At 42.3% G+C, this 25587-nt stretch carries 22 protein-coding genes; 14 read left to right on the top strand and 8 right to left on the bottom strand.

Translation table 11 applies throughout. The features are described from left to right. Positions 1–86 precede the first annotated feature (86 nt). The 4 genes from ACQ93I_RS03665 to ACQ93I_RS03650 form a co-directional block, all read right to left on the bottom strand. The gene (locus ACQ93I_RS03665; protein WP_431697188.1) at positions 87–3533 is read right to left on the bottom strand and encodes a pyruvate carboxylase; all 3447 of its coding nucleotides are present in this window, start codon (positions 3531–3533) and stop codon (positions 87–89) included. Between the two features lie 152 nt (positions 3534–3685). After that, positions 3686–4447, bottom strand: coding sequence for a peroxide stress protein YaaA (yaaA, locus tag ACQ93I_RS03660; protein ID WP_431697187.1), 762 nt, complete (start codon positions 4445–4447; stop codon positions 3686–3688). Positions 4448–4550: 103 nt separating this feature from the next. Further along, positions 4551–5627 (bottom strand): RluA family pseudouridine synthase, encoded by a 1077-nt coding sequence (locus tag ACQ93I_RS03655; RefSeq protein WP_431697186.1) that lies wholly within the window; start codon positions 5625–5627, stop codon positions 4551–4553. After that, on the bottom strand, positions 5596–6231 hold the full coding sequence (locus ACQ93I_RS03650; protein ID WP_431697185.1) for a PASTA domain-containing protein: 636 nt from the start codon (positions 6229–6231) through the stop codon (positions 5596–5598). Before ACQ93I_RS03650 ends, ACQ93I_RS03655 begins: the two co-directional genes overlap by 32 nt. A 102-nt stretch (positions 6232–6333) precedes the next feature. Here ACQ93I_RS03650 and ACQ93I_RS03645 point away from each other — a divergent pair, with 102 nt between their 5' ends. Next, positions 6334–7311 (top strand): D-alanine--D-alanine ligase, encoded by a 978-nt coding sequence (locus tag ACQ93I_RS03645; protein WP_431697184.1) that lies wholly within the window; start codon positions 6334–6336, stop codon positions 7309–7311. 39 nt (positions 7312–7350) lie between these two features. Then, a complete protein-coding gene (coaD, locus tag ACQ93I_RS03640; protein WP_431697183.1) occupies positions 7351–7803 on the top strand; it encodes a pantetheine-phosphate adenylyltransferase in 453 nt (150 codons plus the stop codon). 166 nt (positions 7804–7969) lie between these two features. Here the strand turns inward: coaD and ACQ93I_RS03635 are convergent, their stop codons facing one another. Beyond that, positions 7970–10279, bottom strand: coding sequence for a TonB-dependent receptor domain-containing protein (locus ACQ93I_RS03635; protein ID WP_431697182.1), 2310 nt, complete (start codon positions 10277–10279; stop codon positions 7970–7972). 188 nt (positions 10280–10467) lie between these two features. On the opposite strand from ACQ93I_RS03635, the gene ACQ93I_RS03630 reads away from it, so the two are divergent. Further along, entirely contained in the window at positions 10468–12219 is a 1752-nt protein-coding gene (locus tag ACQ93I_RS03630; RefSeq protein WP_431697181.1) for a M14 family metallopeptidase, read from the top strand. Here ACQ93I_RS03630 and ACQ93I_RS03625 read toward each other — a convergent pair. Continuing rightward, positions 12181–12810 (bottom strand): NUDIX hydrolase, encoded by a 630-nt coding sequence (locus ACQ93I_RS03625; protein ID WP_431697180.1) that lies wholly within the window; start codon positions 12808–12810, stop codon positions 12181–12183. The two genes, ACQ93I_RS03630 and ACQ93I_RS03625, sit on opposite strands and share 39 nt — an antisense overlap. A 7-nt stretch (positions 12811–12817) precedes the next feature. Here ACQ93I_RS03625 and pyrE point away from each other — a divergent pair, with 7 nt between their 5' ends. Together pyrE and ACQ93I_RS03615 are read left to right on the top strand one after the other, a co-directional pair. Next, positions 12818–13459 (top strand): orotate phosphoribosyltransferase, encoded by a 642-nt coding sequence (pyrE, locus tag ACQ93I_RS03620; protein ID WP_431697179.1) that lies wholly within the window; start codon positions 12818–12820, stop codon positions 13457–13459. A gap of 3 nt (positions 13460–13462) precedes the next feature. Beyond that, the gene (locus ACQ93I_RS03615; RefSeq protein WP_423818251.1) at positions 13463–13855 is read left to right on the top strand and encodes an SRPBCC family protein; all 393 of its coding nucleotides are present in this window, start codon (positions 13463–13465) and stop codon (positions 13853–13855) included. On the opposite strand, the gene ACQ93I_RS03610 is transcribed toward ACQ93I_RS03615, so the two are convergent. Continuing rightward, complete coding sequence (locus ACQ93I_RS03610; RefSeq protein ID WP_431697178.1) at positions 13852–14586, bottom strand: biotin--[acetyl-CoA-carboxylase] ligase; 735 nt, start codon at positions 14584–14586, stop codon at positions 13852–13854. The genes ACQ93I_RS03615 and ACQ93I_RS03610 overlap by 4 nt on opposite strands. A 95-nt stretch (positions 14587–14681) precedes the next feature. On the opposite strand from ACQ93I_RS03610, the gene rsfS reads away from it, so the two are divergent. From rsfS to ACQ93I_RS03580, 6 genes are all read left to right on the top strand, one after another. Beyond that, complete coding sequence (gene rsfS / locus ACQ93I_RS03605; RefSeq protein WP_266067878.1) at positions 14682–15053, top strand: ribosome silencing factor; 372 nt, start codon at positions 14682–14684, stop codon at positions 15051–15053. 17 nt (positions 15054–15070) lie between these two features. Beyond that, the gene (gene ftsH / locus ACQ93I_RS03600) at positions 15071–17122 is read left to right on the top strand and encodes an ATP-dependent zinc metalloprotease FtsH (RefSeq protein ID WP_431697177.1); all 2052 of its coding nucleotides are present in this window, start codon (positions 15071–15073) and stop codon (positions 17120–17122) included. 100 nt (positions 17123–17222) lie between these two features. Beyond that, positions 17223–17834 carry an LUD domain-containing protein gene (locus tag ACQ93I_RS03595; RefSeq protein WP_431697176.1) on the top strand — a complete coding sequence of 204 codons (612 nt, stop codon included), beginning with the start codon at positions 17223–17225 and terminating at the stop codon, positions 17832–17834. Position 17835: 1 nt separating this feature from the next. After that, on the top strand, positions 17836–18639 hold the full coding sequence (locus tag ACQ93I_RS03590) for a phosphatidate cytidylyltransferase (protein WP_431697175.1): 804 nt from the start codon (positions 17836–17838) through the stop codon (positions 18637–18639). Further along, positions 18629–19282 carry a phosphatidylserine decarboxylase family protein gene (locus ACQ93I_RS03585; protein ID WP_431697174.1) on the top strand — a complete coding sequence of 218 codons (654 nt, stop codon included), beginning with the start codon at positions 18629–18631 and terminating at the stop codon, positions 19280–19282. Before ACQ93I_RS03590 ends, ACQ93I_RS03585 begins: the two co-directional genes overlap by 11 nt. After that, complete coding sequence (locus ACQ93I_RS03580; protein WP_431697173.1) at positions 19251–19559, top strand: acyl-CoA-binding protein; 309 nt, start codon at positions 19251–19253, stop codon at positions 19557–19559. Before ACQ93I_RS03585 ends, ACQ93I_RS03580 begins: the two co-directional genes overlap by 32 nt. Before the next feature lie 150 nt (positions 19560–19709). Here the strand turns inward: ACQ93I_RS03580 and ACQ93I_RS03575 are convergent, their stop codons facing one another. Further along, entirely contained in the window at positions 19710–22340 is a 2631-nt protein-coding gene (locus ACQ93I_RS03575) for a valine--tRNA ligase (protein WP_431697172.1), read from the bottom strand. A gap of 141 nt (positions 22341–22481) precedes the next feature. On the opposite strand from ACQ93I_RS03575, the gene ACQ93I_RS03570 reads away from it, so the two are divergent. The 3 genes from ACQ93I_RS03570 (at position 22482) to murB (ending at position 25587) form a co-directional block, all read left to right on the top strand. Further along, the gene (locus tag ACQ93I_RS03570; RefSeq protein WP_266067884.1) at positions 22482–22853 is read left to right on the top strand and encodes a DUF1573 domain-containing protein; all 372 of its coding nucleotides are present in this window, start codon (positions 22482–22484) and stop codon (positions 22851–22853) included. A gap of 530 nt (positions 22854–23383) precedes the next feature. Further along, positions 23384–24574 (top strand): pyridoxal phosphate-dependent aminotransferase, encoded by a 1191-nt coding sequence (locus ACQ93I_RS03565; RefSeq protein ID WP_431697171.1) that lies wholly within the window; start codon positions 23384–23386, stop codon positions 24572–24574. Continuing rightward, positions 24574–25587: a UDP-N-acetylmuramate dehydrogenase gene (gene murB / locus ACQ93I_RS03560; RefSeq protein ID WP_431697170.1), complete on the top strand. Its 1014-nt coding sequence runs from the start codon at positions 24574–24576 to the stop codon at positions 25585–25587. Before ACQ93I_RS03565 ends, murB begins: the two co-directional genes overlap by 1 nt.

The following is a 25587-nucleotide window of genomic DNA, read 5'->3' as shown; positions in this document are numbered from 1 at the left end:
TTGGTTCAAGTAGAAATAATCGGCACGGATTACAAATCCGAGCCATCTGTTCCTGGCTCTTATGTCTCATGTCTTAAATCTCAAATCTACTTCAACACAACAACCAGGTCATCTGCATACACCATGTCTCCTTCTTTGAGCACGATCTTGTCTACTTCTCCCGAAGTATTGGCGGTGATGGTAGTTTCCATTTTCATGGCCTCGATCACAAACAGCGGCTGATTTTTCTCCACTTTTTGTCCGGGCTCCACCTGGATATTTGACAGGGCTCCCTGTAGTGGTGCGCCTACTTGCTTTTTATCGTCTTTATCGACTTTTTGATGTACTACTTTCTCTACCTTGACAGATCGGTCTTTAACTTCTACTGCCCTTGTTTGACCGTTTACTTTAAAGAAAACTTTTGCCATTCCGTCTTCATCGGTTTCTCCAATAGACAGGAACTCAATAAGCAGGGTTTTACCACGGTCAAGATCTACTATGATCTCTTCTCCGGGTTCCATACCGTAGAAGAAATTCTTTGTAGGCACATTCATTACCCCTCCAAATTCTACATGGTGGTTATAGAAATCTGTAAATACTTTTGGATATAATTTATAGGAAAGGAAATCTGTGATCTCCACATCCCTACCCATTCCTTCACTGAAAGTTTTTTCAAATTCGGCAAATTCCTTTTCAAAATCTATGGGTTCCAAATGTGCATTTGGTCTTTCGGTATAAGGTTTTTCATCCTTGAGGACGATCTTCTGAATTTTTTCAGGAAATCCTCCATGAGGCTGACCAAGATCTCCTCTAAAGAAACTTTTGACCGATTGGGGAAAAGAAATATCTTCTCCTTTTTCAAGCACATCTTTTATTGAAAGATTATTACTTACCAGGTACTGCGCCATGTCTCCCACTACTTTTGAGCTGGGTGTAACTTTGATGATGTCACCAAAAAGATCATTTACTTTGCTGTACATTTCGGTGATCTCGTGAAAACGATCGGCCAGACCAAGACTTTCTGCCTGCGGCTTAAGGTTGGAATACTGTCCGCCGGGAATTTCGTGCTTATAAACTTCTCCCGAACCTGCTTTTAAGCCAGATTCAAAAGGATAGTAGTAACGTCTTACAGCCTCCCAGTATTGGGAATATTCATTTAGTTTATCTGTATTAAAAGCCCTTCCACGGTCATGGAACCTCAGCATCTCTACGATTGAGTTGAAGTTAGGTTGCGAGGTAAGCCCGGAGAGACCTCCCAGGGCAACATCCACCACATCAACCCCGGCTTCTATGGCTTTGAGGTAAGTAGCAGCCTGTATAGAAGAGGTGTCGTGAGTATGTAAATGGATTGGTACATTAATTCTCGATTTAAGAGCCGATACCAGTTCAAAAGCTGCATCGGGCTTCAGAATACCCGCCATATCTTTGATCCCGATAATATGAGCACCTGCATTCTCAATATCTTTACCGAGCTGCACGTAGTAGTCGAGGTTGTATTTTGTTTGCTTCGGATCCATTAGATCTCCCGTATAGCAGATGGTTCCTTCTGCCAGCCCGTCAGTTTTATTTCTCACATGCTCAATACAAGGAGCGATGGATTTCATCCAGTTAAGGCTGTCAAAGATCCTGAAGACATCAACTCCATTTTCCCAGGCCTGTTCCACAAATTTCTCAATCAGGTTATCGGGGTAGGCCGTGTAGCCCACACCATTAGAACCACGCAACAGCATTTGCAGGAGTACATTGGGCATTGCCGCGCGAAGCCTTCTCAACCTTTCCCATGGATCCTCTTTTAAGAATCTCATGCAAACATCGAAGGTGGCACCTCCCCAAACTTCCATACTGAAAACTTCAGGATGGTTTCGGGCAAAACCTTCGGCAACCTTCTCCATATCATAGGTACGCATACGCGTAGCCAGCAGACTCTGGTGTGCATCACGCATGGTGGTGTCGGTAAAATGCACCTTCCCATCATGTAAAAGCCAGCGAGAAAACTTTTCGGGACCGTATTCCGTAAGCAAATCTTTAGTTCCCCTTGGATAACCATTATCCTTAAAAGAGGGAACTGCAGGCTTAATGAATTTCTTCTTTTCAGGGTTTTTCACATCCTCACTTCCATTGATGATCACATCTCCCAGGAACTTTACCATTTTTGTTGCCCGGTTGCGTGTCTTCCTGATCTTGAAAAGATCCGGATTATCTTTAATGAAATTCACAGTCACATCGCCCTGTCTAAAGGTTTGATGTGCCAGAATATTATCGAGGAAACCAATATTGGTCATCACGCCCCTTATCCTGAACTCGGCCAGTGCCCTGCGCATTTTTCGGCAGGCGCCATCAAGCGTACGGCTGCTTGCCGATACTTTCACAAGCATAGAATCAAAGAAAGGAGAGACTTTTACACCCTGGTAAATACTACCGGCATCCAGTCTAATCCCAAAACCTGATGCACTTCTATAAGTGGTGATGGTTCCGTAATCTGGTTTAAAATCATTTGTAGGATCTTCGGTTGTAATTCGGCATTGCAAAGCATAGCCGCTTATTTTAATAGATTCCTGGGATTCGATTTTGATCTGTTTATCGCTCAGTTTATAGCCTCCGGCGATAAAGATCTGTGCCTTCACAAGATCAATATTGGTAATGATCTCGGTGACCGTATGCTCCACCTGTATCCTGGGGTTCACTTCAATAAAGAAGATCTCTCCCGTTCTGTCTACCAGGAACTCTACAGTTCCAATATTGTTGTAATCTACGGCCTTACAAAGTTTAACTGCATAATCGTAGAGGTTCTGTTTTACCTTTTCATCAAGCCCCATGGACGGAGCAAATTCAATAACCTTTTGGTACCGTCGTTGTACAGAACAATCCCTCTCGAACAGGTGCACCAAATTGCCATGGTGGTCACCCACGATCTGGATCTCGATATGTTTAGGATCTTCAACGAACTTCTCCAGGAAGACGGTGTCATCGCCAAAAGCATTTTTAGCCTCCCTTTTAGATTCATTAAAGCCGCTTTTTAGATCATCTTCTGAACGTATTACCCGCATTCCGCGGCCTCCCCCGCCCGATGCAGCCTTAAGCATCACCGGATAGCCAATCTTTTCAGCCTCTTCTAGGGCCACTTCAACTGTGGTAAGATCTTTTTCATTACTCCGAATAACCGGAATATCATTGGCCACCGCAACTTCCTTGGCTTTTACTTTGTCTCCCAAAGATCTAAGCACAGAGACTTTTGGCCCTATAAAAATGATCCCGTTCTCCTCACATTGTTTAGCAAATTCGGCATTTTCAGAAAGAAATCCGTAGCCGGGGTGAATAGCATCTACGCCGTTCTTTTTGGCCACCTTAATTATTGCTTCTATATCTAAATAAGGTTTTAAAGGATCTTTATCTGCTCCTATCTGGTAAGATTCGTCAGCCTTGTAACGGTGTAGCGAATAGCGGTCTTCATAGGTATAGATCCCTACGGTTCTCAACCCAATCTCGGTACAGGCCCTAAAGATTCGTATGGCTATTTCTCCTCTGTTTGCTACTAAAACCTTTTTAATTTTCATTTTACGAACTTGCTTTTTTATTAATTTTATTTACTTCTGAAGACTCCTCAAAATATGACATTTTTGGAACCTTATGCAGGTTCAGAAATTAAAAAGAAAAAAGCGGTGAGACACCGCTTTTTTAAATACTTTAACAATTCCTGCTGCTGAAGCTATCTGGTAAAAACCGGCTCGTTTTCATTGGTAGTTTCTTCAGCCGAAAATCTATAGCCATCGCCATCAAAAGCTTTAAGTTGGTCAAGTGTCTGGGCTTCAGATTCAATTAGAAATCTGGCCATAGTACCACGGGCTTTTTTAGCAAAAAAACTGATGATCTTTAATTTTCCATTCTTGAAGTCTTTAAATACCGGTGAAATGACCTGCACCTTTAGTTTTGAGGCATCTACAGCTTTAAAATACTCCTGGCTGGCGAGATTCACAAAAAGTTCATCTTCTTTAAGTTCATTGTTCAAATAACTGGTCACCTTCTCCTGCCATATCTCATAAAGATTCTTCTTTCGGTTCACCGGCAATGAAGTTCCCATTTCCAGGCGGTACGGCTGAATAAGATCCAGCGGCCTTAAAATTCCGTAGTAGCCGGAAAGGATCCGCAAGGAATCCTGCATAAAATCGATCTTTTCAGTAGGAATGGTATAGGCATCAAGCCCTGTATAAACATCTCCGGCAAAGGCGTAGACTGCAGGCCGGGAGTTTTGTTTGTTATGTTCTTCAGAAAATTCCTGATAGCGGTTGTAGTTAAGATCGGCTAGCTTATCGCTAATGCTCATAAGTTCGGCGATTTCATTTTTCGACATGCGCGAAAGCTTCCGGTTGATGCCGGCTGTGGTTTCCAGAAATGAGGGTTGGGTTCCTCTGGTGGTTGGTAGTTTAGATTTGTAGTCGAGGGTTTTGGCAGGCGATACAACTATTTTCATGGAATACTCTTAAGAAATTTCTATTATCCCTCAAAAATATCAAATCCCGACAAGATTTCCTGCCGGGATCGTTTATTCCTTTTGATAGGTCTATCAAAAAAGCTTATTCATCAATGAATTCTTTCTGATTTTTAGCGTAGTTTCTCCAACGCTCAATACAATCCTGCATATCTTGTGGTACAGGAGAATCAAACCTCATCCACTCTCCTGTTTCAGGATGCCTGAAGCCCAGTGTTTTTGCATGCAGTGCCTGCCTGGGCAGCACCTTAAAGCAGTTGTCTACAAACTGTTTGTATTTTGTGAAGGTGGTACCTTTCAGGATCTTGTCGCCACCATAGCGTTCATCATTAAAGAGCGTGTGGCCAATGTGCTTCATGTGAACCCTGATTTGGTGGGTTCTCCCGGTTTCAAGTCGGCAGGAAACCAAAGTTACGTAACCAAGCCTTTCCAGGACCTTGAAATGCGTTACCGCCGGCTTTCCTTTATCTTCATCATCTCCCAAATACACTGTGTTTTGCAACCTGTTCTTGGGGTGACGACCAATATTGCCTTCAACCGTACCTTCATCCTCCTCAACATTTCCCCAAACAAGAGCCACATACTCGCGCTCGCTGCTTTTGTCAAAGAATTGCTTTGCCAGTTTGGTCATTGCTTTTTCGGTCTTTGCAATAACGAGAAGTCCGCTGGTATCTTTGTCAATCCTGTGGACAAGCCCCGGGCGTTCATCGCTGTTTTGCGGCAGATTTTCGAAGTGGTAAACCAGCGCGTTTATAAGTGTTCCGCTGTAGTTCCCATGGCCGGGATGCACCACCATACCTGCTGGTTTGTTGACCACAAGCAGGGAATCGTCTTCATAGACAATATCAAGCGGAATATCCTCTGGCGTGAGCAGGAATTCGTAAGGTGGATGCTCAAAAAGCACCTGTATCACATCTCCCGGCTTTACCTTATAATTAGATTTTACGGGAACCTCATTCACGTGAATATTGCCTTCTTTAGCCGCAGTTTGAATTTTATTACGAGTGGCTTTTTCGATATAATTCATCAGGAATTTATCTACTCGCAATGGCTGCTGGCCTTTATCGGCTACAAACCTGTGGTGTTCATACAGGTCATCATCGTTCTCTTCGGGTTCGGGGTTATTATTTTCAGAAATCATATTCTTTGTCTTCCAGGTCATTCAAAATTGGTTCTTGTGCGGTACTATCCTCTTCTTCTTCCATTCCATATCTCCTGGAGCCATCGGCAAGCACAAGGTCAATTTTTGAAGTTTTCATCAGTTTCATTCCCGGTTCCAGCAGTTGGCCTCTGTGACGCATTTCAAGCACCACATCTTTAGCAACATCGGGTTTATAAGTAATTGTTCCTATTTCAAAACCAAGGGAACGCAAGGTTGGCTCTACCTGCCTGCGCGTTCTTCGGATAAGATTTTCAGGAATTTCAACTTTCGTAAATCCGGAAGGATTGAGCGTCAAATAGATCTTTCGGTTCTCCTTCACCTCTTTACCAGGAAGCGGCACCTGATCTATCACCGAGTACGGCGGAAAATCGGGGTTATAATTGGCAGAATCCAGAATTTCCCTGCGCAGGTCGAGCTTTGTAAGCTGTTCATCAACCTTATCCAGGGACAAACGTTCCAGGTTGGGTACGGTTATTCTTTGATCTTGATTTGTAGAATAATCGAGCCATTGAAGTATAATAAAGGCGATCAAAACTACCGCAAATACAGCCAAAACCAATTGAATAAGAAAGGTTTTGCTAAAGAGAAATCGGAAGAAACTCATAGTTTAATTTAAAAGGCAAAGATATAAAATCAGGCGGTTTTGCAGACATTCATTTATTAGTCGCTATTTTTGCTAACGAAAATAATTGGGCGATATTTAATTATGAAGAAAAATGTAGCCATAGCCATGGGCGGCTTCTCCAGCGAATACCGTATATCTATCAACAGCGGTAATGTTGTTTACAAAAACCTTGACCGCAGTAAATACAACCCTTACCGGGTACATATCCTGCAAAAAGAGTGGTTTGTCATTGGAGAAAATGACACACCTTACCCCATAAACCGCAGCAATTTTACCGTCACCATTGATGGGCAGTTAATCACTTTTGATTGCGTTTTTAACACCATTCACGGCACACCTGGTGAAAATGGCCTTTTACAGGCCTATCTCGAGTTGCTCGACATTCCGCAGACTTCCTGCGATTTCTACCAGTCGGCACTCACTTTTAATAAAAGAGACCTTATTAGTGTGCTCAAGCCCTTCGGAATTAAAACTGCTGAAAATTATTTCGTCGATAAAGGAGATGAAGTTGATCCCGATGAAATTATTGCCAAAGTTGGTTTGCCGTGCTTTGTGAAAGCCAATAAAGCCGGAAGTAGCTTCGGAATTACAAAAGTGAAATCGCGTGATCAAATTATTCCTGCCACAAAATTTGCTTTTAAGGAAGATAACGAGATCATCATCGAATCATTTCTCGATGGTACCGAAGTTTCGGTTGGAGTGATCACTCACAACGACGAGATTCTCGCGCTGCCGGTCACTGAAATTGTTTCTGAAAATGAGTTTTTTGACTATGAAGCCAAATACCTCGGAAAATCTCAGGAGATCACCCCTGCCCGAATTTCAGAAGAACAAACTAAAAAAGTGCAGGAAATAGCCAAATTGATCTATCGCAAACTGAAGATGAAAGGTTTTTCGAGATCTGAATTTATTTTCCACAACAACGAACCACATTTTATTGAAATGAATACCAACCCGGGGCTCAGTGAAGCGAGTATTCTGCCACAGCAGGCCCAGGCGGCAGGCATTTCTTTAAAAAAGCTTTTTGGCAGTGCTATTGAAACTGCCCTAAAAGCCTAGGTATCCAAAAATGTCTATTTTAGAGTAAATTTTTTCAGCATGAAAACAGCAGTTTTTCCCGGTTCTTTTGATCCCATCACCCTGGGACATGTTGATATCATTAACCGCGGACTCCCACTTTTTGACCAGGTCATCCTGGCAATTGGTACTAATTCAGATAAGAAATACATGTTCTCTCTCGAGGAGCGGGTCAGGTTTTTGGAAGAGACCTATAAAGATGAACCAAAGATCAAGGTGATGACCTACAAAGGCATGACAGTGGATTTTTGCAGGGAACAAAACGCCGGATTCATTCTACGCGGCCTTCGTAATGCCATTGACCTGGAATTTGAAAAGAGCATTGGCCAGACCAACTTTAAAATAAGCGGAGTAGAAACCCTTTTCTTTATCACTTCCTCCGGAAAAAGCCATATTTCCTCAACCGTTGTTCGCGACGTAATTCGCAACGGCGGAGACTATCAATTTATGGTACCAGATGCCATTAGGCATTAGTTCATGGGGATTAGAAAATAGTTAATTGGATTTTAACTAAGGCTCTTCCATACCTATAAGCCTTCTTCATTAAGAGTAACACTGTGGGTTTATTTTTTCCTATAATTCTCTTTTAAAGTCCCCTCCCACGGAGGGGTACCGATAGGCGGGGTGGGTTTCCCTTGATTTAAAACTTATATCCCACCGCTAAACCACCATAAAAATTTCGGGGCATTCCGGGATAGAAGTAGCGTGGGGCGTTACCTCCAAATCCTACTGCATTTGGTATTACCGAAGCCGCATAATGTTCATCAAGCGCATTGTTCACACCCCCAAAAATTTCCAAATCCCAGTTCTGATTTATTGAAGTATTGATCATTTCCAGTGGTTCCAGGGCGAGTTTGAAATGCAGGAGATCGTAATGACTCCTGAATTCGGTATTTGCATCATTTAAAGGCATTCCCCCTTCAAATTGGTAAGTAGTTCGCAGGGTTAAGCCAAAGGAAGTGATAATATCTAGTCCGGCATTTACAGTTTCCTGCGGCACTGCCGGAAGATCGTTGCCAGAGAAATCTTCTTCCTCATCTATAAATTCGTCAAATTCGATGGAATTGTATGCTGCATTGACAAAGGTGCGTGCCCGTACATTTGCTGAAACAGGGAAATTGTAATTGAGCAACAATTCGATTCCGTTGTGGTCAGTTTTTCCGGCGTTGCGGCCAATGTACCGGTCTTCGGCCACTCGTTCGGCTACTAACAGATTTTTCACCTGGATTGAAAACGCGGCAATTTCAGCATAGAGTCGGTTGTTTAGGAAGTTTCCTTTGAAGCCCAGCTCGTAATTAATTCCGGTTTCGGGTTTGAGATTAGTATTGATCAAACCTTCCGGAGTAAGTGTTTCGGCTACCGTGGGAGTAGAAAATCCGTGACTTACCGAAGCATATAAATTTTTACCCGGGGCTACTGTGTAAACGGCACCAATCCTGGGTGACAGCACTTCCTTAAAACTGTAGGCTCCACTTTGGTCTACATCGTCTTCCTCATAAAGGTCACTCAGCTCGTAAGAAGTGGCGTTGAGATTTAATCCGGCTTCCAGTCTAAGCCGCGAGGTCACCTCCTGGTTCCATTGAAGAAATATATTATAGTAACGCCTGTCCTGCTCGTTATGGCTCAAATAACTACCGGGCACACTGCCCTTATCTTCAAACTGCTCATACAGGTTCTCAAAAGTGGCAGTATCATACCACTCGTTATAGAATTCCACGCCAAAGCTCAATTGTGCAGGGGCTCCAAAAATGTCTTTTTCAAGACTGAATTTTGTCCTTGCCCCCAAAGCTGACTGCCCTTCGTTAAGGATATCAAACGGCCTGGGCTCATAGGCATCCCTAAAACTGCCATAAACACTGGTTATATTTGAAAAAGCTTCCGAAAAACGATACTCATAAGAGAACCCAAGTAGACCTTTGTCGTAAGACTCATAGCCTTTGGCCGCAGCCCAGGTAAAAGCCGCCGAAGAAGGATCTTTAAGAAAAGTCTCCCGGTTTACCGAACTCGGAATAAATGCTTTTAAGCGCACAAAATTACCCAGTACCGACAATTCTCCATTTTTTCCTGCCAGCACCTGCCCAAAAAGGGTAAAAGAATCCCTGTCATAAGCCGAATTATCACGCCAGCCATCAGTTTCCACATGGTTATATGTGGCCGTGAGGTTAGCCGATTTTGAAGCGTGAGATGCCCGGGCAGTTCCCCTAAACAGGCCATAGCTCCCAAAAGTGCTTTTTACTTCAGCCTTTGTTCCCTGCTCCATGTCACGGGCAGGAAAAAGAGTGACCACTCCGCCAAGACCTGCGCCATACACACTTGATGTAGGCCCTTTTATAATTTCGATCCGTTCCAGGGCGGCAGGATCGAGGTCGTCCAGTGTCGTTTCTCCTTCGGCGCTGGTAATTGGAATTTCCATAAAGTAAGCCTTTACCCGGTTTGTGCTGTACTGCGACCGCGAACCCACCCCTCGAATGCTCATTTTATTGGTGTTTAAAGCCCCCTGGTGCACATTCACGCCCGGCACGGTACTTATATTCTGCATCACATTAGTTTCATCAAACCTTTGCAGCTCTTCTTCGCTTAATACTGAAACCGACGCCGGAGTTTGCAATAATTGCTTCGGAATTATGGTACTTCGCAGCACAACTTCAGACAGGGAACCTTCGGAAGGTGCAAGAACAACAAAAAGATCTTCGGAAGAAGAGTCGGCCAACAGGATTTTTCGGCCGTAGCCGGGAGCTTCAAAAATGAGGTTTACAGGCAATCCTTCCGCAGAAAAATTGAATACACCTGAAGCATCTGTAAAAACAGCTTCAGAAGATTCTCCTGAAGTAATTTTGACATTTTCAAGAGGTTTATTGGTAAAGGCATCAGTTACTTTTCCGCTAATTTGCTGTGCAGAGAGCTTTCCGAAGAAAAATATAGCGAATACCAGGAATAGATATTTTTTCAAGAGTTTCGTTTTAGTTAGTGACCGGGAAGGGGTGTCAAAAATGCCATTTTTGACACCTTTTTCTTCCGAAGAAATGGGCTTTACGAATTTAAGCTTTTTATCATGTTCTGGAAAACCTGCTTTATTCTTAGCAATACTTTATGCTTTTGAAGTTTTTCTTTATGTTTACGCCGGTTAAAATTCCCTGCATGAAAAAAATACTGGTTTTGGTAATGTTTGCCATTGGCCTTAGCTCCTGCGATTTTTCGAACTATATACTGGAGCAGGATTATGATTTCACCACTGTTTTTGAAAAATCGGGAGGAACAGAGACTGCTACCTACCCCGAGATCATTGACTTCTACGAAGATCTTGCTGCGGTGTACCCCAGCATTAATCTGGAGCGCATTGGAGAAACCGATAGTGGTGAACCCCTACACCTGGTGACTTACAGCCGTAACAAATCTTTTGATTTTGAAAGCCTTCGCGAAGACCATAGCATAGTAATGATCAATAACGGCATACACCCGGGCGAGAGCGACGGGATTGATGCCACCATGATGTTATTTAGAGACCTTGCACAAGATTCTATAAGCCTGCCTGAAAACACGGTGATTGCGGCTATCCCGGTGTACAACGTTGGCGGCGCGCTTAACCGCAACTCCTTTTCCCGTACAAATCAGAATGGGCCTAAAGCTTATGGTTTTCGGGGAAATGCAAGAAATTATGACCTCAACCGCGACTTTATAAAAGCCGACACCCGAAACACCCGTAGCTTTTACGAGATCTTTCATAAGGTAGACCCCGATCTTTTTATTGACACCCACGTGAGTAATGGCGCCGATTACCAGTACACCCTTACCCATGTAATTACACAGCACGACCAGATGGGAGGAGCTTTGGGAAATTATATCAAAAAAGATTTGAGACCCGCCGTTGAAGAGGCCCTGAAGAAAAAAGACTGGGAAATGACTCCTTACGTGAATGTATTTGGAGATGTGCCCGACAAAGGTTTTACGCAGTTTCTTGACACGCCGCGCTACTCGACGGGATATGCTGCCCTTTGGAACACCCCGGGAATAATGCTGGAGACGCACATGCTTAAGCCGTATAACAAGAGAGTTTATGGCTCTTATGAATTTTTGCGCTCCATGATAGACATTGCAGATAAAGATACCGAACTTCTTAAAAAGCTGAGAGCTCAGGACACCAAAACCTTTAAGTCCAAAAGCACTTATGCTTTTGATTTTAAGGTGGACAGCAGCAGAGTCTCGGAACTACAATTTAAGGGGTATGAGGCAGAAAGGTACCCCAGTGAAGTCACCGGATTTGAAAGATTAAAATATGACACTACCCGCCCTTTCACCAAAAAAGTAGATTATTATGATAATTTCACTGCCTCCCAGGAAGTGAAGATACCCCAGGGTTATATTGTACCGCAGGCGTGGTGGCCAATCCTGGATCTTCTTAAACTGAACAATGTGGAGATGGTTCCTTTTGAAAAAGACACCAGTATGGTGGTAGAAGTCTACAGAATTAAAAACTACGAAACCAGAAATGCACCTTATGAAGGGCATTACCCGCATTATAATGTGGAGGTAGAAAGCAGCAGGAAAAAAGTGAATATTAAACGGGGCGATCTTTTTATTCCTATTGAACAAAAAGCAGCAAAGTACTTGCTGGCAACACTTGAGCCCCAGGCACCGGATTCCTTCTTTAACTGGAATTTCTTTGACAGCATTCTGCAGCAAAAAGAAGGCTTCTCCCCATATGTGTTTGAGGAAGTAGCAAGAGAATTTCTAGACGATTATCCTGAAATTGAAAATGAATTCCTGGCCAAAAAGAGCAACGATCCTGAATTTGCTGCCAACTGGTACGCACAACTGGACTGGATTCACAAAAGGAGTGAGCACTATGAAGTATCACATTTGCGATATCCCGTCTTTAGAGTGAGCCGGTAAAATTTCTTCAGGGAACAGGAGTTTAATATTGGCGTAAGACTTTTTCAAAGCTTTTTGCGCCTTCTCCATATTTTTCCATTTTACTTTCTCTATCCCCTCACTTTCTTCGGGCACCAGTTCGCCGTCATAGTCGGTTCTCATTTCATACCAGTACGTGACCTTAAGCCTGTACCGGCCTTTTCTTTGGAACACGTGATAGGTAGTTTGCAGGAATTTAGAGATTTCGAGGTTCTTCACCCCCGTCTCTTCTTCTACTTCGCGAATAGCCCCTGTCTCTATACTCTCGTTCTTTTCAACTTTTCCTTTGGGTAGATCCCACCGGCCGTTTCGAAAAATAAAAAGCACCTCATCCCTTTGATTCAGCACAAATCCTCCACCGGCTGTGACTACAGGTAACTTCTTAAAAAGGTGCTTTAGAAGTTTATCTTTTTTCTGGTGATAAAGATTAACGTAGAGCAATTTTCCCTTGTTGATCTTTTTGATAATCCTCTTTAATTTAACCTCCTTTAACGGAATTGATACATATTTCTCTCCCAAATGCTTTTCTGTTGAGAGAATAATAGGAACATCATTTACAAAAACTTTATACATTTGCAGTATGATTTTAGACAAGGAAACGGCTCGCAAAACTGCTGAGTTATTATTGCAAATTAAGGCAATAAAATTAGATGCACAACAAGGCTTTAAATGGGCCAGCGGGTGGAATTCTCCAATTTACTGTGACAATCGCATCATCTTATCTTATCCTCCCATCCGCAATTTTGTACGGGAACACATGGCTCGCCAGGTAGAACAGCTTTACGGCAAAGCCGATGTTATTGCCGGGGTTGCTACAGGAGCAATAGGAATAGGAATGCTGGTAGCCGAATACCTGAGCCTGCCATTTGCTTATGTGCGCCCGGAGGCAAAATCTCACGGCCGCCAAAACCAGATTGAGGGCAAAGTTGAGGAAGGGCAAACCGTTGTGGTCATTGAAGACCTCATTAGCACCGGTAATAGCAGCTTAAATGCCGTAAAAGCACTACAGGATGCCAACCTTCAAATAAAAGGTATGCTGGCCATCTTTTCTTACGGCTTTGATACCGCAGACCAGAATTTTAAAGATGCGAATATTGAGCTACACCCCCTTAGCAACTATGAATATCTATTGGAAGTAGCCCTAAAAACAAATTATATCAATCAAGCCGAGAGCGAGCTACTAAAAAGCTGGCGAAATGATCCGGCTAACTGGAAAAAATAAGATATGGAATTACAGAGCGACAAAGTAACAGTACAAAAGAGTCAGCAGGAATTGTTCAACTTCCTTACAGACGTGAACAATTATGAGCAGATCATGCCAGAGAGCAAAGAGAAATTTCAAGTGAAAAGTCAGGACACTTTTGCTTTCGCGTTGAAAGGAATGCCAGAGATCGCACTGCAGATAAAAGAAACCCGCGAGCCAGAATATATTAAACTGGGTTCAACTTCAGACAAGTTTGATTTTTCGCTTGATGTGGAGATCCAGTCTTTGGGAGACAATCAGAGTGAGGCCCAGTTGTTTTTCCACGGAAAGTTCAATACCATGATGGCTATGATGGTAAAAGGACCTTTGAAGAAATTCATTTCTAATTTAGCAGAAAACCTCGCAAAGATCTAATAGCAAAGACTAATTTCTTTTAGATCGTATTCGGCAACCTCTTCCTCTTCCCCTTTTTGCACCAGCAGCCTACCGGTTGGGCTAACGTCGAGGATCATTCCTGTAAAAAGGTTGCCTTTGGGATCTTTAAAGGTAGAGGGAACTAACCTGCGAAAAAGGGCATTTTTGTAAGTGTTTAAAATTACTTCGGAGCTTTCTTCGGAAAGTTCCGAAAATCCTTTTTCAAGCTCTGCAAGTACAACATTAAGCACCTCCTCAAGGCTGAATTCCTTTCCGGTGGCAGTCTTCATGGATCCTGCCTGAGGCAGATCTCCAAAGTTTTGCTGATTAACGTTCAGCCCTATCCCAATAATAGACCCCGTCACTTTACCTTCAGAAATAATATTTTCAATAAGTACACCCGCCAGTTTTCGATTAGCTGACAAGATGTCGTTTGGCCATTTAACTTTTAATCGTGGCAGGTCAAATTTTTCGAGAGCCGAAATCAGCGCAGTTGCAATAGCTGCACTCAGCACAAACTGATGGGCCGGATTTATCTTAGGCCGGGGCAAAAACACAGAAAAAGTGAGGTTTTTACCATCCTCAGCACTCCAGGAAGTACCACGTTGCCCCCGCCCCTGGGTCTGTTTTTTTGCAACAACACAGGTGAGAGGTAAGTGAGGATTTTCTTTTAAAAGCTCTCGCGCAAATGAATTTGTGGAGTTGATGGCACTAACTTTGATAAGGTGCATACGTAAAGATAGATAATGCAGGCGTTAAATGTTATGAAAACCAAGGTTCAAAAAACCTTAAAAAGTAATAACTTTGCGCAAAGAAAATAAATTTAATGATAAAAAAAGAAGCTAACAACGATATACTTATAGCACACATAATCAAAGGAATCGAAGAAGTTAAAGGGAATGATATTGATATTCTTGACCTTAGAGAGATAGAAAATACTGTATGTGACTACTTCATCATCTGCAATGGAACCTCAAATACGCAGGTAAATGCCATTGTTAATTCCATTCAAAAAACCGTTAGTAAATCGCTTAAAGATAAACCCTGGCACATAGAGGGATCTGATAATGCCGAGTGGGTACTAATGGATTACGTGAGCGTGGTAGTACATGTTTTTCAGAAGCACATTAGAGAGTATTATGACATCGAAAGTCTTTGGGGGGATGCAAAATCCACTTCAATCAATACAAATTATTAAGAGTTAAGAAAGAACGCATGGCCAAAGAGCAACCTAAAAATAAAGAGCCAAAAAAACCAAAGTTTAGCGCATATTGGATTTATGCAGCTATTATCCTGGTGTTTTTGGGGATAAATTTCTTCAGTGATAGCGGGTTTAACGAACCTGCCAAGACCAACCCTGCCGAATTCCTGAATTATTTAGAACAGGGAGACGTAAAGAAGGTGGTTATAGTAAACCGCAATCAGGCAAAAGTATTCCTTACCGAAGAAGCCCAATCAAAAGAAGTACACCAAAAGGCAGTACAGGATGAGCTATTTCCCGGTGGAGATTCTCCCGCCTATACCTTTGAGTTTGGTGATCTTCAAAACCTTGAGGATGACATAAGAGAGGTGAAAGCCGAAAGTAATGTAGACACCCCTGTGGTCTTTGAGACCCATCAAAATGTTTGGGGCGATATTCTACTTACCCTACTGCCATTTATTCTGATTATTGGAATCTGGATCTTCATTATGCGTCGTATGAGCGGTGGAGCCGGTGGCGGTGCAGGCGGACAGATTTTCAACATAGGAAAATCCAAAGCCAAGCTCTTTGATCAAAATACCGACGTTAAAGTTTCTTTTAAAGATGTGGCCGGTCTTGAAGGAGCCAAGGAAGAAGTACAGGAAATTGTAGATTTCCTAAAAACCCCAGATAAATATACCTCCCTGGGAGGAAAAATTCCAAAGGGTGCTTTACTTGTAGGACCTCCGGGTACCGGTAAGACCTTACTTGCAAAAGCAGTGGCAGGAGAAGCCAAAGTTCCTTTCTTCTCACTTTCAGGATCCGATTTCGTGGAGATGTTTGTAGGTGTTGGAGCTTCGAGGGTAAGAGACCTGTTTAAACAGGCAAAAGAAAAATCTCCAGCTATTATCTTTATTGATGAGATTGATGCAATAGGTCGTGCCCGCGGAAAAAGTAATTTCTCGGGATCTAACGACGAGCGTGAGAACACCTTAAACCAGCTCCTTACAGAAATGGACGGTTTTGGAACCAACACCAATGTAATCGTACTGGCAGCTACCAACCGTGCCGATGTGCTTGACAAAGCCCTAATGCGCGCCGGAAGGTTTGACAGACAGATCTATGTTGACCTGCCTGATGTTAGGGAGAGAAAAGAAATATTTGAAGTACATCTTCGCCCGCTTAAGAAAGTGGCCGACGAGTTAGATACTGAGTTCATGGCAAAACAGACTCCTGGATTCTCGGGTGCCGATATTGCCAACGTATGTAACGAAGCTGCATTAATTGCTGCACGTAATAGTAAAACCGCTGTTGGAAAACAGGATTTTCTGGATGCAGTAGATCGTATTGTGGGTGGTCTTGAGAAAAAGAATAAGATCATCACTCCAGAGGAGAAGCAAGCCATCGCTTTCCACGAGGCAGGACACGCAACCGTTAGCTGGATACTGGAGCACGCCGCTCCCCTTGTAAAGGTTACCATTGTACCTCGCGGGCAATCGCTTGGAGCTGCATGGTATTTACCAGAAGAAAGGCTTATTGTGAGACCAGAACAGATGCTCGATGAAATGTGTGCAGCACTGGGAGGACGAGCAGCCGAAAAGGTTATCTTCAACAAGATCTCAACCGGAGCTCTTAGTGACCTGGAAAAAGTTACCAAACAGGCCCGTGCCATGGTGACCGTGTATGGATTAAATGAAAAGGTAGGGAATCTCACTTATCACGATTCTTCAGGCCAGAGTGAATATAATTTCACCAAGCCTTACAGTGAGAAAACTTCAGAATTAATAGACAAGGAGATCTCCAACCTTATTGAAGAGCAGTATCAAAGAGCTATTCAACTTCTTGAGGACAATAAAGACAAGCTTACCAGGCTGGCCGAGATCCTTCTGGAAAAAGAAGTTATATTCAAAGATAACCTCGAGGAAATCTTCGGAAAAAGGCCTTTTAAGAGCCGTGACGAAATCATGAATGGCAACAGCCAGGAAAAAACTGTTCCTGTACAGGAAGAAACTGTTACCGAAAAAACAATTCCCGGTAGCACACCAGGTTCAGAAGCGCAGGACACTTCTACTTCCGAAGGAAAATAATCTACAATCCTATCAGTAAAAAATCTTAACTTATCCTAATCTGTAAGTTAAGATTTTTTACCTTTGGGTGAAATGCTACCTTGAGTAATCAGAAACCTATATGAGTCTATTTAGAAACTTTTTGAACCCTAAATCTAAATCAGACAAAGGTCAGGATAAAGTAGAAAGTTCTGACCGTAGCAAGTATATGCCAGATGTTAAGCTCCCTACCGATGAGCGTTTTATGCTCAATTTCAAAAACAACGGCGGCAAATTTCTTTATTGTGAGAGTAATGAAGAGTTGATAGAGACGTTTGAAAACATCATGTTGGAGAATGATTGGTATGAAAAAGAAACTTGTTGTTTTGATCAAAATTTACGGGATAAATTTTCCGACCAGAATTTAGAATTCACTAATTCCGGCGAAGCAGCTTTTTTCCTTAGCACCTGCGAATATCTCATTGCCAATGATGGCTCTATTCTTATTTCTTCAAATCAAATTAAGGAGAAGAAGCTTAAAGAATTACCCTATAATTTTGTTATCCTTGCCTCTACGAGCAAGCTCATTGATGCCATTGGCGAAGGTTTAAGAGGCATTAAGTTTAAAAATAAAGACCGTATTCCTTCCAATATTACAACCATCAAGAATTTTGAGAACAACAAAGAAGGGGATTTCATGAGCTACGGAAGTAGTACAAAAAACCTATATTTGCTGCTTCTGGAAGATCTGTAGTATGAAGGAAAACATTATTCGGGGTTTATCGGGGGTCATGTATGTATCCATTCTTGTGGTCTCCATATTTGCATCCGAATTTGCTTTCACCACACTTTTCCTGTTATTTGGCGTTATTTGTCTTCGTGAACTTCAAAGACTTTTACATTTAAAAAGTTTATTGGGATATTTTCTTCTCATTGGGTTATTCTATATTTTCAGCTATATGCGGTGGAGCCCCTATGGCACTTCCCTACTCTTACTCATCACCATTTTCGTAAACCTGTTTCTTGTCAAAGATCTTATGCTGGTGAACAAAATCCCCCTTTTTGAGAAGAAGAAATATGTGATCATCATTTTTTACCTCATAGCCTCACTCATCTTTCTCACACTTATACCCAGCTACACAGGAGATTTCACACCCGAACTGGTAGTTGGTATATTTTCACTTATTTGGATAAACGATACTTTTGCCTATCTTGTAGGTAAGAATTTTGGAAAAAAAAAGCTCTTTGAAAGGATCTCCCCTAAAAAAACAGTCGAAGGTTTTTTGGGAGGATTAGTCTTTAGTGCGATTGCAGCCTATTTGGTATATTTCTTCACCGGACTTTTAAGCGTCAATGAATGGGTGGGACTGGCAGTGATTTTAAGCATTTTTGGCACCCTGGGAGACCTAATACAATCAAAGTTCAAAAGACAGGCAGGAGTGAAAGACAGCGGCAGGCTAATGCCCGGTCATGGAGGTTTATTTGACAGGCTTGACAGCATCATTTTTGCAAGCCCTTTTGTTTATGCCTATTTACAACTAATTAACTATGTTTCATAAAGAAGGATATAAGATAATGGGAACCGCAATGATCTTATTGATCATTGTAAACCTACTGGCACAAACTTTTATTTTCACCTATTGGATTAGGGTCGTTATTCTTATAGCATCTATCGTGCTTTTCTTCCTGGTTCTTCAGTTTTTCAGGAACCCGAAAAGAAATACCGTAGTCAATACCAAGCACGTTATTGCCCCCGTTGATGGGAAAGTGGTGGTTATTGAAGAAGTGTATGAGAAAGAATACTTTAAAGATAAACGCTTAATGGTTTCTGTGTTCATGTCTCCAATCAATGTTCACGTGACCAGACACCCCATAGGCGGAACTGTAAAATACAGCAAATACCACCCGGGCAAATATCTCGTAGCCTGGCATCCAAAAGCCAGTGAAGAGAACGAACGCACCACAGTAGTTGTTGAAAATGAAAGCACCGGAGAGATCCTTTACCGGCAAATTGCAGGTGCTCTTGCCAAGCGTATAGTAAATTACGCCAAAGAAGGCGAAGAAGTGGTACAGGGTAGCGATAGCGGATTTATTAAGTTTGGCTCCAGGGTTGACGTATTTCTTCCTCTGGGCACCGAACTTGAAGTTAAACTGAATCAAAAAGTAAAAGGTGGCGTTAGTCTCATTGCAAAAGTTTCCTAATCCCGTAGCCATGACTCCCGAAGAAGTTGACAGGGAATTTTTAAGAGCTTATGAAAAAGCCAGCAGGACTTCCCAGAAGCTCCCTCCCGATCTTATGCTCAAGCTCTATGCCTACTATAAACAGGCTACAAAACATTCCCAGGCGTATATCCCTTCGGGGAACAGCGACCTTAAAAATGCCTTTAAATTGAACGCCCTGCTACAGGTAAAGGGTTTGACAGTTATAGAGGCTAAAGAGGCCTACATCCAGCTGGTTGAGGAGAATATCCACGATTAATATTAATCAGGATTTTACTGAAGATTTTAGTATAAATAATCAGTTTAAGCCACACCTGATTTCATTTATAAGCAAAGTATATAAAGCAAAAACCTCAAAGATTTTGAAAATCTTTGAGGTTTTTGCTTTATATCTGAAATTATGATCTGTCTAAGAAAGCGCCTTTAAACTGGCAAGAATTGCTTCAATTTTAGCTTCGGCATCAGCTTTTTTCTGCTTTTCCATATCTACCACTTTTGCAGGTGCCCCGCTCACAAACTTTTCGTTAGACAACTTTTTCTCTACAGATTTTAAAAATCCGCGGGTATAGTTCAATTCCTCTTCAAGCTTGGCTTTTTCGGCTTCAACATCAACTGCACCAGTCACAGGAATAAAATATTCGTTTGACTTTACCCGGAAAGAAAGAGCTCCTTTCACTTGTTCTTTAGTATAGCCCAACGATGAAATATTTCCCATTTTTTCAATGATGGGGTCAAATGTGCTGCCAAGTTTCTCATTATTGAGTACCTGAAGTTCAATTTGATCTTTGTAAGAAATGTTCTTTTCTTTTCTAATAGTTCTTATCCCAGACACCACTTCTGAAGCTACCACAAACTCTTCTATAAGAGAAGCAGCAAATTCCTCACTTTTGGGCCATGAGGAAATGATCAAGGCTTCGTTTTCATTTCGCTGCTTCATTGACTGCCATATTTCTTCTGAAACAAATGGCACGAATGGGTGAAGAACTTTAAGGTTGTTCTCCAGGATCTCTGTAACAGCATCAAAAGTTGCTTTATCCATTGGCTGCCCGTAAGCTGGTTTTACCATCTCAAGGAACCAGGAACAGTAATCATCCCATACCAGTTTATAAGTAGCCATTAAAGCATCACTTATACGGTATTTTTTATAGTTATCTTCAATCTCGTGCAGGCTCTTCTGAAATTTCGCCCTGTACCATTCCACAGCAATCTTTGCAGCTTCAGGTTGTTCGGCTTTATCTGAAACTTCCCATGAATTTACAAGCTTGAACGAATTCCAAATTTTATTTACAAATGCTGCTCCCTGTTTACATAAATCTTCTTCAAACATAAGGTCATTCCCTGCAGGGGAACTCAGTAGCATTCCTACCCTCACCCCATCGGCACCATAAGCATCTATGAGCCCCAGAGGATCTGGAGAATTACCCAGGGATTTTGACATTTTTCTACGCTGTTTATCGCGTACAATACCCGTTAGGTAAACATTATTAAAAGGTTTTTTATCCCTGTACTCATATCCGGCAATGATCATACGTGCTACCCAGAAAAAGAGAATCTCGGGTGCAGTTACAAGGTCATTTGTTGGATAATAGTAGTTAATCTCTTTATTATCGGGCTCAAGAATCCCGTTAAAGACACTTATTGGCCAAAGCCATGAAGAGAACCAGGTATCAAGAGCATCTTTGTCCTGCTTAAGATTAGAGGCTGTTAATTCATTGTTGCCCGATTTTTCTTTGGCCAACGTTAAAGCCTCTTCAGGAGATTCGGCTACAACAAAATCTTCGTAGCCCTCTCCATAATAATATGCCGGAATTTGCTGTCCCCAAACCAACTGCCGGCTAATGTTCCAGTCGCGAACATTCTCCATCCAGTGACGGTAAGTATTCACAAATTTCTCGGGTACCAGGTTCACCTCTTTCTCCAGTACGGCATCAAGTGCGGGCTGGGCGAGTTCTTTCATTTTCAGGAACCACTGGTCACTAAGTTTTGGCTCGATCACCGCGCCGGTACGTTCACTGGTGCCCACCTTATTTAAGTGAGTTTCGGTCTTAACCAGTATACCTTTTTCTTTAAGTTCTTCGACGATCTTTTTTCGTGCCTCAAAACGGTCCATTCCTTCATAATGCATTCCGAAGGAATTAAGCGTAGCATCATCATGAAATATATCAATCACCTCCAAATTGTGCTTATCTCCAAGCACCTTATCATTTTCATCGTGCGCTGGGGTCACTTTTAAACAACCCGTTCCAAACTCTATATCAACATATTCATCTTCAATTATAGGAATCACTCGCTCAAAAAGCGGAACAATCGCCTTTTTACCTCTTAAATGACTAAACCTTTCATCATTGGGGTTAATACACACGGCAGTATCTCCCAGAATAGTTTCGGGCCGGGTAGTAGCAATAGTGAGCGTATCATTTGTACCCTCAATTTTATACTGAAGGTAGTACAACTGCCCCTGCTGCTCCTGGTACACCACTTCTTCATCAGAAAGTGTGGTTTTCGCCTGCGGGTCCCAATTCACCATACGGTAACCGCGGTAAATATGGCCTTTGCGATAAAGATCGACAAACACTTTTATTACCGAAGCCGACATATCATCGTCCATCGTAAACTTTGTACGGTCCCAGTCACAGGAAGCCCCAAGTTTTTTGAGCTGTTCCAGGATAATCCCGCCATGCTTGTGGGTCCATTCCCAGGCATGTTCCAGAAATTCTTCTCGTGAAAGGGCATTTTTATCTATTCCTTCTGCTTTTAATTTCGCAACTACCTTGGCTTCTGTAGCAATAGAGGCATGATCTGTTCCCGGCACCCAGCAGGCATTGTAGCCCTGCAGCCGTGCGCGACGGATCAACACATCCTGGATGGTGTTATTGAGCATGTGCCCCATGTGCAGCACCCCAGTAACATTGGGCGGCGGAATTACGATAGTGTACGGTTCTCTTTCGTCAACTTCAGAATGAAAATAATTATTCTTCATCCAGTAATCATACCACTTGGTTTCAACTTCCCGGGCTACATAATTTGATGCTACAGACATACTTTGGTGCGGTTTTTGGAATATATGGGCAAAAGTAATTATAACTTCAGGATTATAAAAGGCGATGCAGCCGATTGCCTTTTTATTTGCTACAATAAACAGATTAGTAGTATATTTACAATTCTGAAAAAACTAAAAACCATGAAAAAATTAATTGCAATTGCCCTTTTTGTTTTTGCAGGCTACGCTGTACAGGCGCAGGAAACAGCAAAAATCGAATTTAAGTCTGAAGTAATAGACTACGGCGAAATAGAGAAAGGCAGTGATGGCGTTCGCGTTTTTGAATTTAAAAATACCGGAAATGTTGCCCTGGTAATTACAGATGTTACTTCAAGCTGCGGATGTACTATTCCCGAAAAACCAAAAGATCCTATTGCTCCTGGAGAAACCGGGGAGATCAAAGTGAAATATGATACCAAAAGAGTAGGCCCAATTAGAAAAACCATCACCGTTTACTCTAATGCCGATGTTCCTGCCAAATCAATAAAGATCAAAGGAAAAGTTCTGGAATAAGACTTTCCAAAAATGACATTTTTGAGGAGGTTGTTTTAAAAGCTACCACTCCGTTTTCTAAAGAAAATCAGGAAGAAGTACCTGTAACAAGATTCAGGTTCACGGAAACAGGCTTTTAAAGCAGCCTCCTTTTATTTTCAGCAGTTTTACAACCACAAATTGCCATTTTTTAAGGGTCTGAAGCTCTACCCTTCTCCTCCTCATAAGTTTTTCTGAAAAAGTTTCGCTTTCTCTACTTCGGAAGTGCTAAAAGGCAGCTTCAAAATGCCTTTTTTGGAAGGTAAAGCGCTTTTTCATATCCTCTTTTCGCCAGTTTTGCTGAAGTATTTCCGAAGTACCTTATAATTTCGGCTTTAATCTGAAATTTTCAGCTTTTCAAACACCAATATCACTAAGAAATTTAATCTTCATCACAATTCATCAGCAACTCCTGATGCTTTAAGTTGAATATCCTTCAGAAAGGATAAAAATCAGGAAAAATATTATTCTCAATTTAAAATTTCGCAACTTTGTAAGCCAAAATTTTAGATATGCCACATATTTCTCGTAAAGGGCAGGCTATGCCCGAATCTCCTATAAGAAAATTAGTTCCTTACGCAGAAGCTGCAATAAAAAAGGGCCGTACCATTTATCAATTAAATATTGGCCAACCCGATATTAAGACCCCTGCAAAAGCACTTGCAGCGGTCAAAAATGCCGATATCGAAGTGCTTTCTTACAGCCATTCTGCCGGTTTTGAAAGCTACCGCAACAAACTGGCGAAGTACTACAGGAACCACGACATCGAGATTACGGCTAATGAATTGATCATTACCACCGGCGGGTCTGAAGCTTTGTTGTTCACCATGGGCAGCATTTGTGATGCCGGCGATGAAGTGATCATTCCAGAGCCTTTTTACGCTAACTACAATGGCTTCGCAACAGCATCGGGGGTTACCGTGGTTCCTGTAAAATCGAAAATTGAGGACAGTTTTGCCCTGCCTCCAATTTCTGAATTTGAAAAGCTCATCACTCCCAACACTAAGGCCATTCTTATTTGCAATCCGGGCAACCCAACAGGGTATCTCTACACAAAAGAAGAAATTGATCAACTGGCCGAGATCGTAAAAAAACACGATCTCTTTATTGTTGCCGATGAAGTGTACCGCGAATTTGCTTACGATGGTGCAAAACATCACTCTATCATGAGCGTACCGGGATTGGAGCAAAATGCGATCATGATAGATTCGGTTTCAAAACGCTACAGCATGTGTGGCGCACGAATTGGATGTGTAGTTTCCAAAAATGCCGATTTTATGGCTACAGCCATGAAGTTTGCACAGGCACGCCTTAGCCCTCCAACCTTTGCTCAAATTGCAAGTGAAGCAGCCCTCGACACAGAACAGGAATATTTTGACGAAGTGATAGAAGAATACACTTCCAGAAGAAACACGCTCGTGCAGGGCCTTGAGAAGATTGATGGCGTAAGAGTAGCCAATCCAAAAGGTGCATTTTATTGTATTGCTGAATTACCTGTTGCCGATGCCGAAGATTTCGCCAAATGGCTCCTGGAGAGTTTTGAAATGGATAATGAGACCATAATGATCGCTCCTGCTGCAGGCTTTTACTCTACGCCAAATACCGGAACTAACCAGGTGAGGATCGCCTACGTTCTTAAAAAGGAAAATCTTGTAAGAGCATTAGAGATCCTTAAAGAAGCGCTTAAGCAGTACAAGGGCTAATGAAAATGCAATCGGATATTTCCCTGAAGCCATATAACACCTTCGGGATAGATGTAAAGGCGCGCAATTTCGTAGAAGTAACTTCTGTTGAAGAACTTCGGGAAGTTTTGAAGAACACCTATGCTTCAGAATTATTCATTCTTGGCGGCGGAAGCAATATGTTGCTTACCAAAGATGTTCAGAAAACAGTGGTTTATATAAACCTCAAGGGCATTGAGATCCTTGAGAACAACGAGAACGACGTACTGGTAAAGGCCATGGCCGGTGAAAACTGGCATGAGTTTGTCCTGTACTGCATTGATCATTCTTTTGGCGGACTCGAAAATCTTTCCCTGATTCCCGGGAAGGTGGGCACTGCTCCAATTCAAAATATTGGCGCGTATGGTGTGGAACTCAAAGACAGCTTTGAAAGCTGCACCGCATTGGATATCCAAACGCTGCAATTAAAGACCTTTACGAAAGAAGAATGCCACTTTGGCTACAGAGATTCTATCTTTAAGAATGAAGCGAAAGGAAAGTACATTATAACAAGCGTTAGCTTCAGGCTTAGTAAGAATAATCATAAACTGAATACTACTTACGGTTCTATAGACCAGTTTCTGGAAGATAAAGGTGTACAAACACCTACAATAGCCAATGTTTCTGAAGCCGTTATAATCATCCGCCAATCTAAACTGCCAAATCCGAAAGAGTTGGGCAACAGCGGAAGTTTTTTCAAGAATCCTGTAGTTTCAAAAGAAGTTTTACAAAAGCTACAACAGCAATATCCTGAAATCCCCTTTTACGAGGTTGACGGGCAGCAGGTAAAGATCCCTGCAGGCTGGCTCATAGACCGCGCGGGCCTTAAAGGCTACCGTGAAGGAGATGCCGGGGTGCACACCAGGCAGGCACTGGTCCTGGTAAACTACGGAAATGCCAAAGGCCTGGATATTCTTCAGCTCGCTGAAAAGATCCAGCAGAAGATCTGGGATATGTTCGGGATCGAAATTTCCCCGGAAGTCAATATCATCTAA

The sequence above is a fragment of the Salinimicrobium sp. WS361 genome (assembly GCF_050750585.1).
Taxonomy (GTDB): Bacteria; Bacteroidota; Bacteroidia; order Flavobacteriales; family Flavobacteriaceae; genus Salinimicrobium.
Note: the sequence above shows the minus strand (reverse complement) of the source record. Positions and strands in the feature narration are given on the sequence as shown.

Coding starts and splice junctions, on each gene's coding strand:
- ACQ93I_RS03630 (WP_431697181.1), top strand. CDS start 10,468: ATGAAAAAAATACTGGTTTTGGTAATGTTTGCCATTGGCCTTAGCTCC.
- murB (WP_431697170.1), top strand. CDS start 24,574: ATGAAAATGCAATCGGATATTTCCCTGAAGCCATATAACACCTTCGGG.
- coaD (WP_431697183.1), top strand. CDS start 7,351: ATGAAAACAGCAGTTTTTCCCGGTTCTTTTGATCCCATCACCCTGGGA.
- ACQ93I_RS03590 (WP_431697175.1), top strand. CDS start 17,836: ATGAAGGAAAACATTATTCGGGGTTTATCGGGGGTCATGTATGTATCC.
- ftsH (WP_431697177.1), top strand. CDS start 15,071: ATGGCCAAAGAGCAACCTAAAAATAAAGAGCCAAAAAAACCAAAGTTT.
- ACQ93I_RS03575 (WP_431697172.1), bottom strand. CDS start 22,340: ATGTCTGTAGCATCAAATTATGTAGCCCGGGAAGTTGAAACCAAGTGG.
- ACQ93I_RS03565 (WP_431697171.1), top strand. CDS start 23,384: ATGCCACATATTTCTCGTAAAGGGCAGGCTATGCCCGAATCTCCTATA.
- ACQ93I_RS03650 (WP_431697185.1), bottom strand. CDS start 6,231: ATGAGTTTCTTCCGATTTCTCTTTAGCAAAACCTTTCTTATTCAATTG.
- ACQ93I_RS03585 (WP_431697174.1), top strand. CDS start 18,629: ATGTTTCATAAAGAAGGATATAAGATAATGGGAACCGCAATGATCTTA.
- ACQ93I_RS03645 (WP_431697184.1), top strand. CDS start 6,334: ATGAAGAAAAATGTAGCCATAGCCATGGGCGGCTTCTCCAGCGAATAC.
- ACQ93I_RS03610 (WP_431697178.1), bottom strand. CDS start 14,586: ATGCACCTTATCAAAGTTAGTGCCATCAACTCCACAAATTCATTTGCG.
- ACQ93I_RS03625 (WP_431697180.1), bottom strand. CDS start 12,810: ATGTATAAAGTTTTTGTAAATGATGTTCCTATTATTCTCTCAACAGAA.
- yaaA (WP_431697187.1), bottom strand. CDS start 4,447: ATGAAAATAGTTGTATCGCCTGCCAAAACCCTCGACTACAAATCTAAA.
- rsfS (WP_266067878.1), top strand. CDS start 14,682: ATGATAAAAAAAGAAGCTAACAACGATATACTTATAGCACACATAATC.
- ACQ93I_RS03655 (WP_431697186.1), bottom strand. CDS start 5,627: ATGACCTGGAAGACAAAGAATATGATTTCTGAAAATAATAACCCCGAA.
- ACQ93I_RS03665 (WP_431697188.1), bottom strand. CDS start 3,533: ATGAAAATTAAAAAGGTTTTAGTAGCAAACAGAGGAGAAATAGCCATA.
- ACQ93I_RS03615 (WP_423818251.1), top strand. CDS start 13,463: ATGGAATTACAGAGCGACAAAGTAACAGTACAAAAGAGTCAGCAGGAA.
- pyrE (WP_431697179.1), top strand. CDS start 12,818: ATGATTTTAGACAAGGAAACGGCTCGCAAAACTGCTGAGTTATTATTG.
- ACQ93I_RS03595 (WP_431697176.1), top strand. CDS start 17,223: ATGAGTCTATTTAGAAACTTTTTGAACCCTAAATCTAAATCAGACAAA.
- ACQ93I_RS03570 (WP_266067884.1), top strand. CDS start 22,482: ATGAAAAAATTAATTGCAATTGCCCTTTTTGTTTTTGCAGGCTACGCT.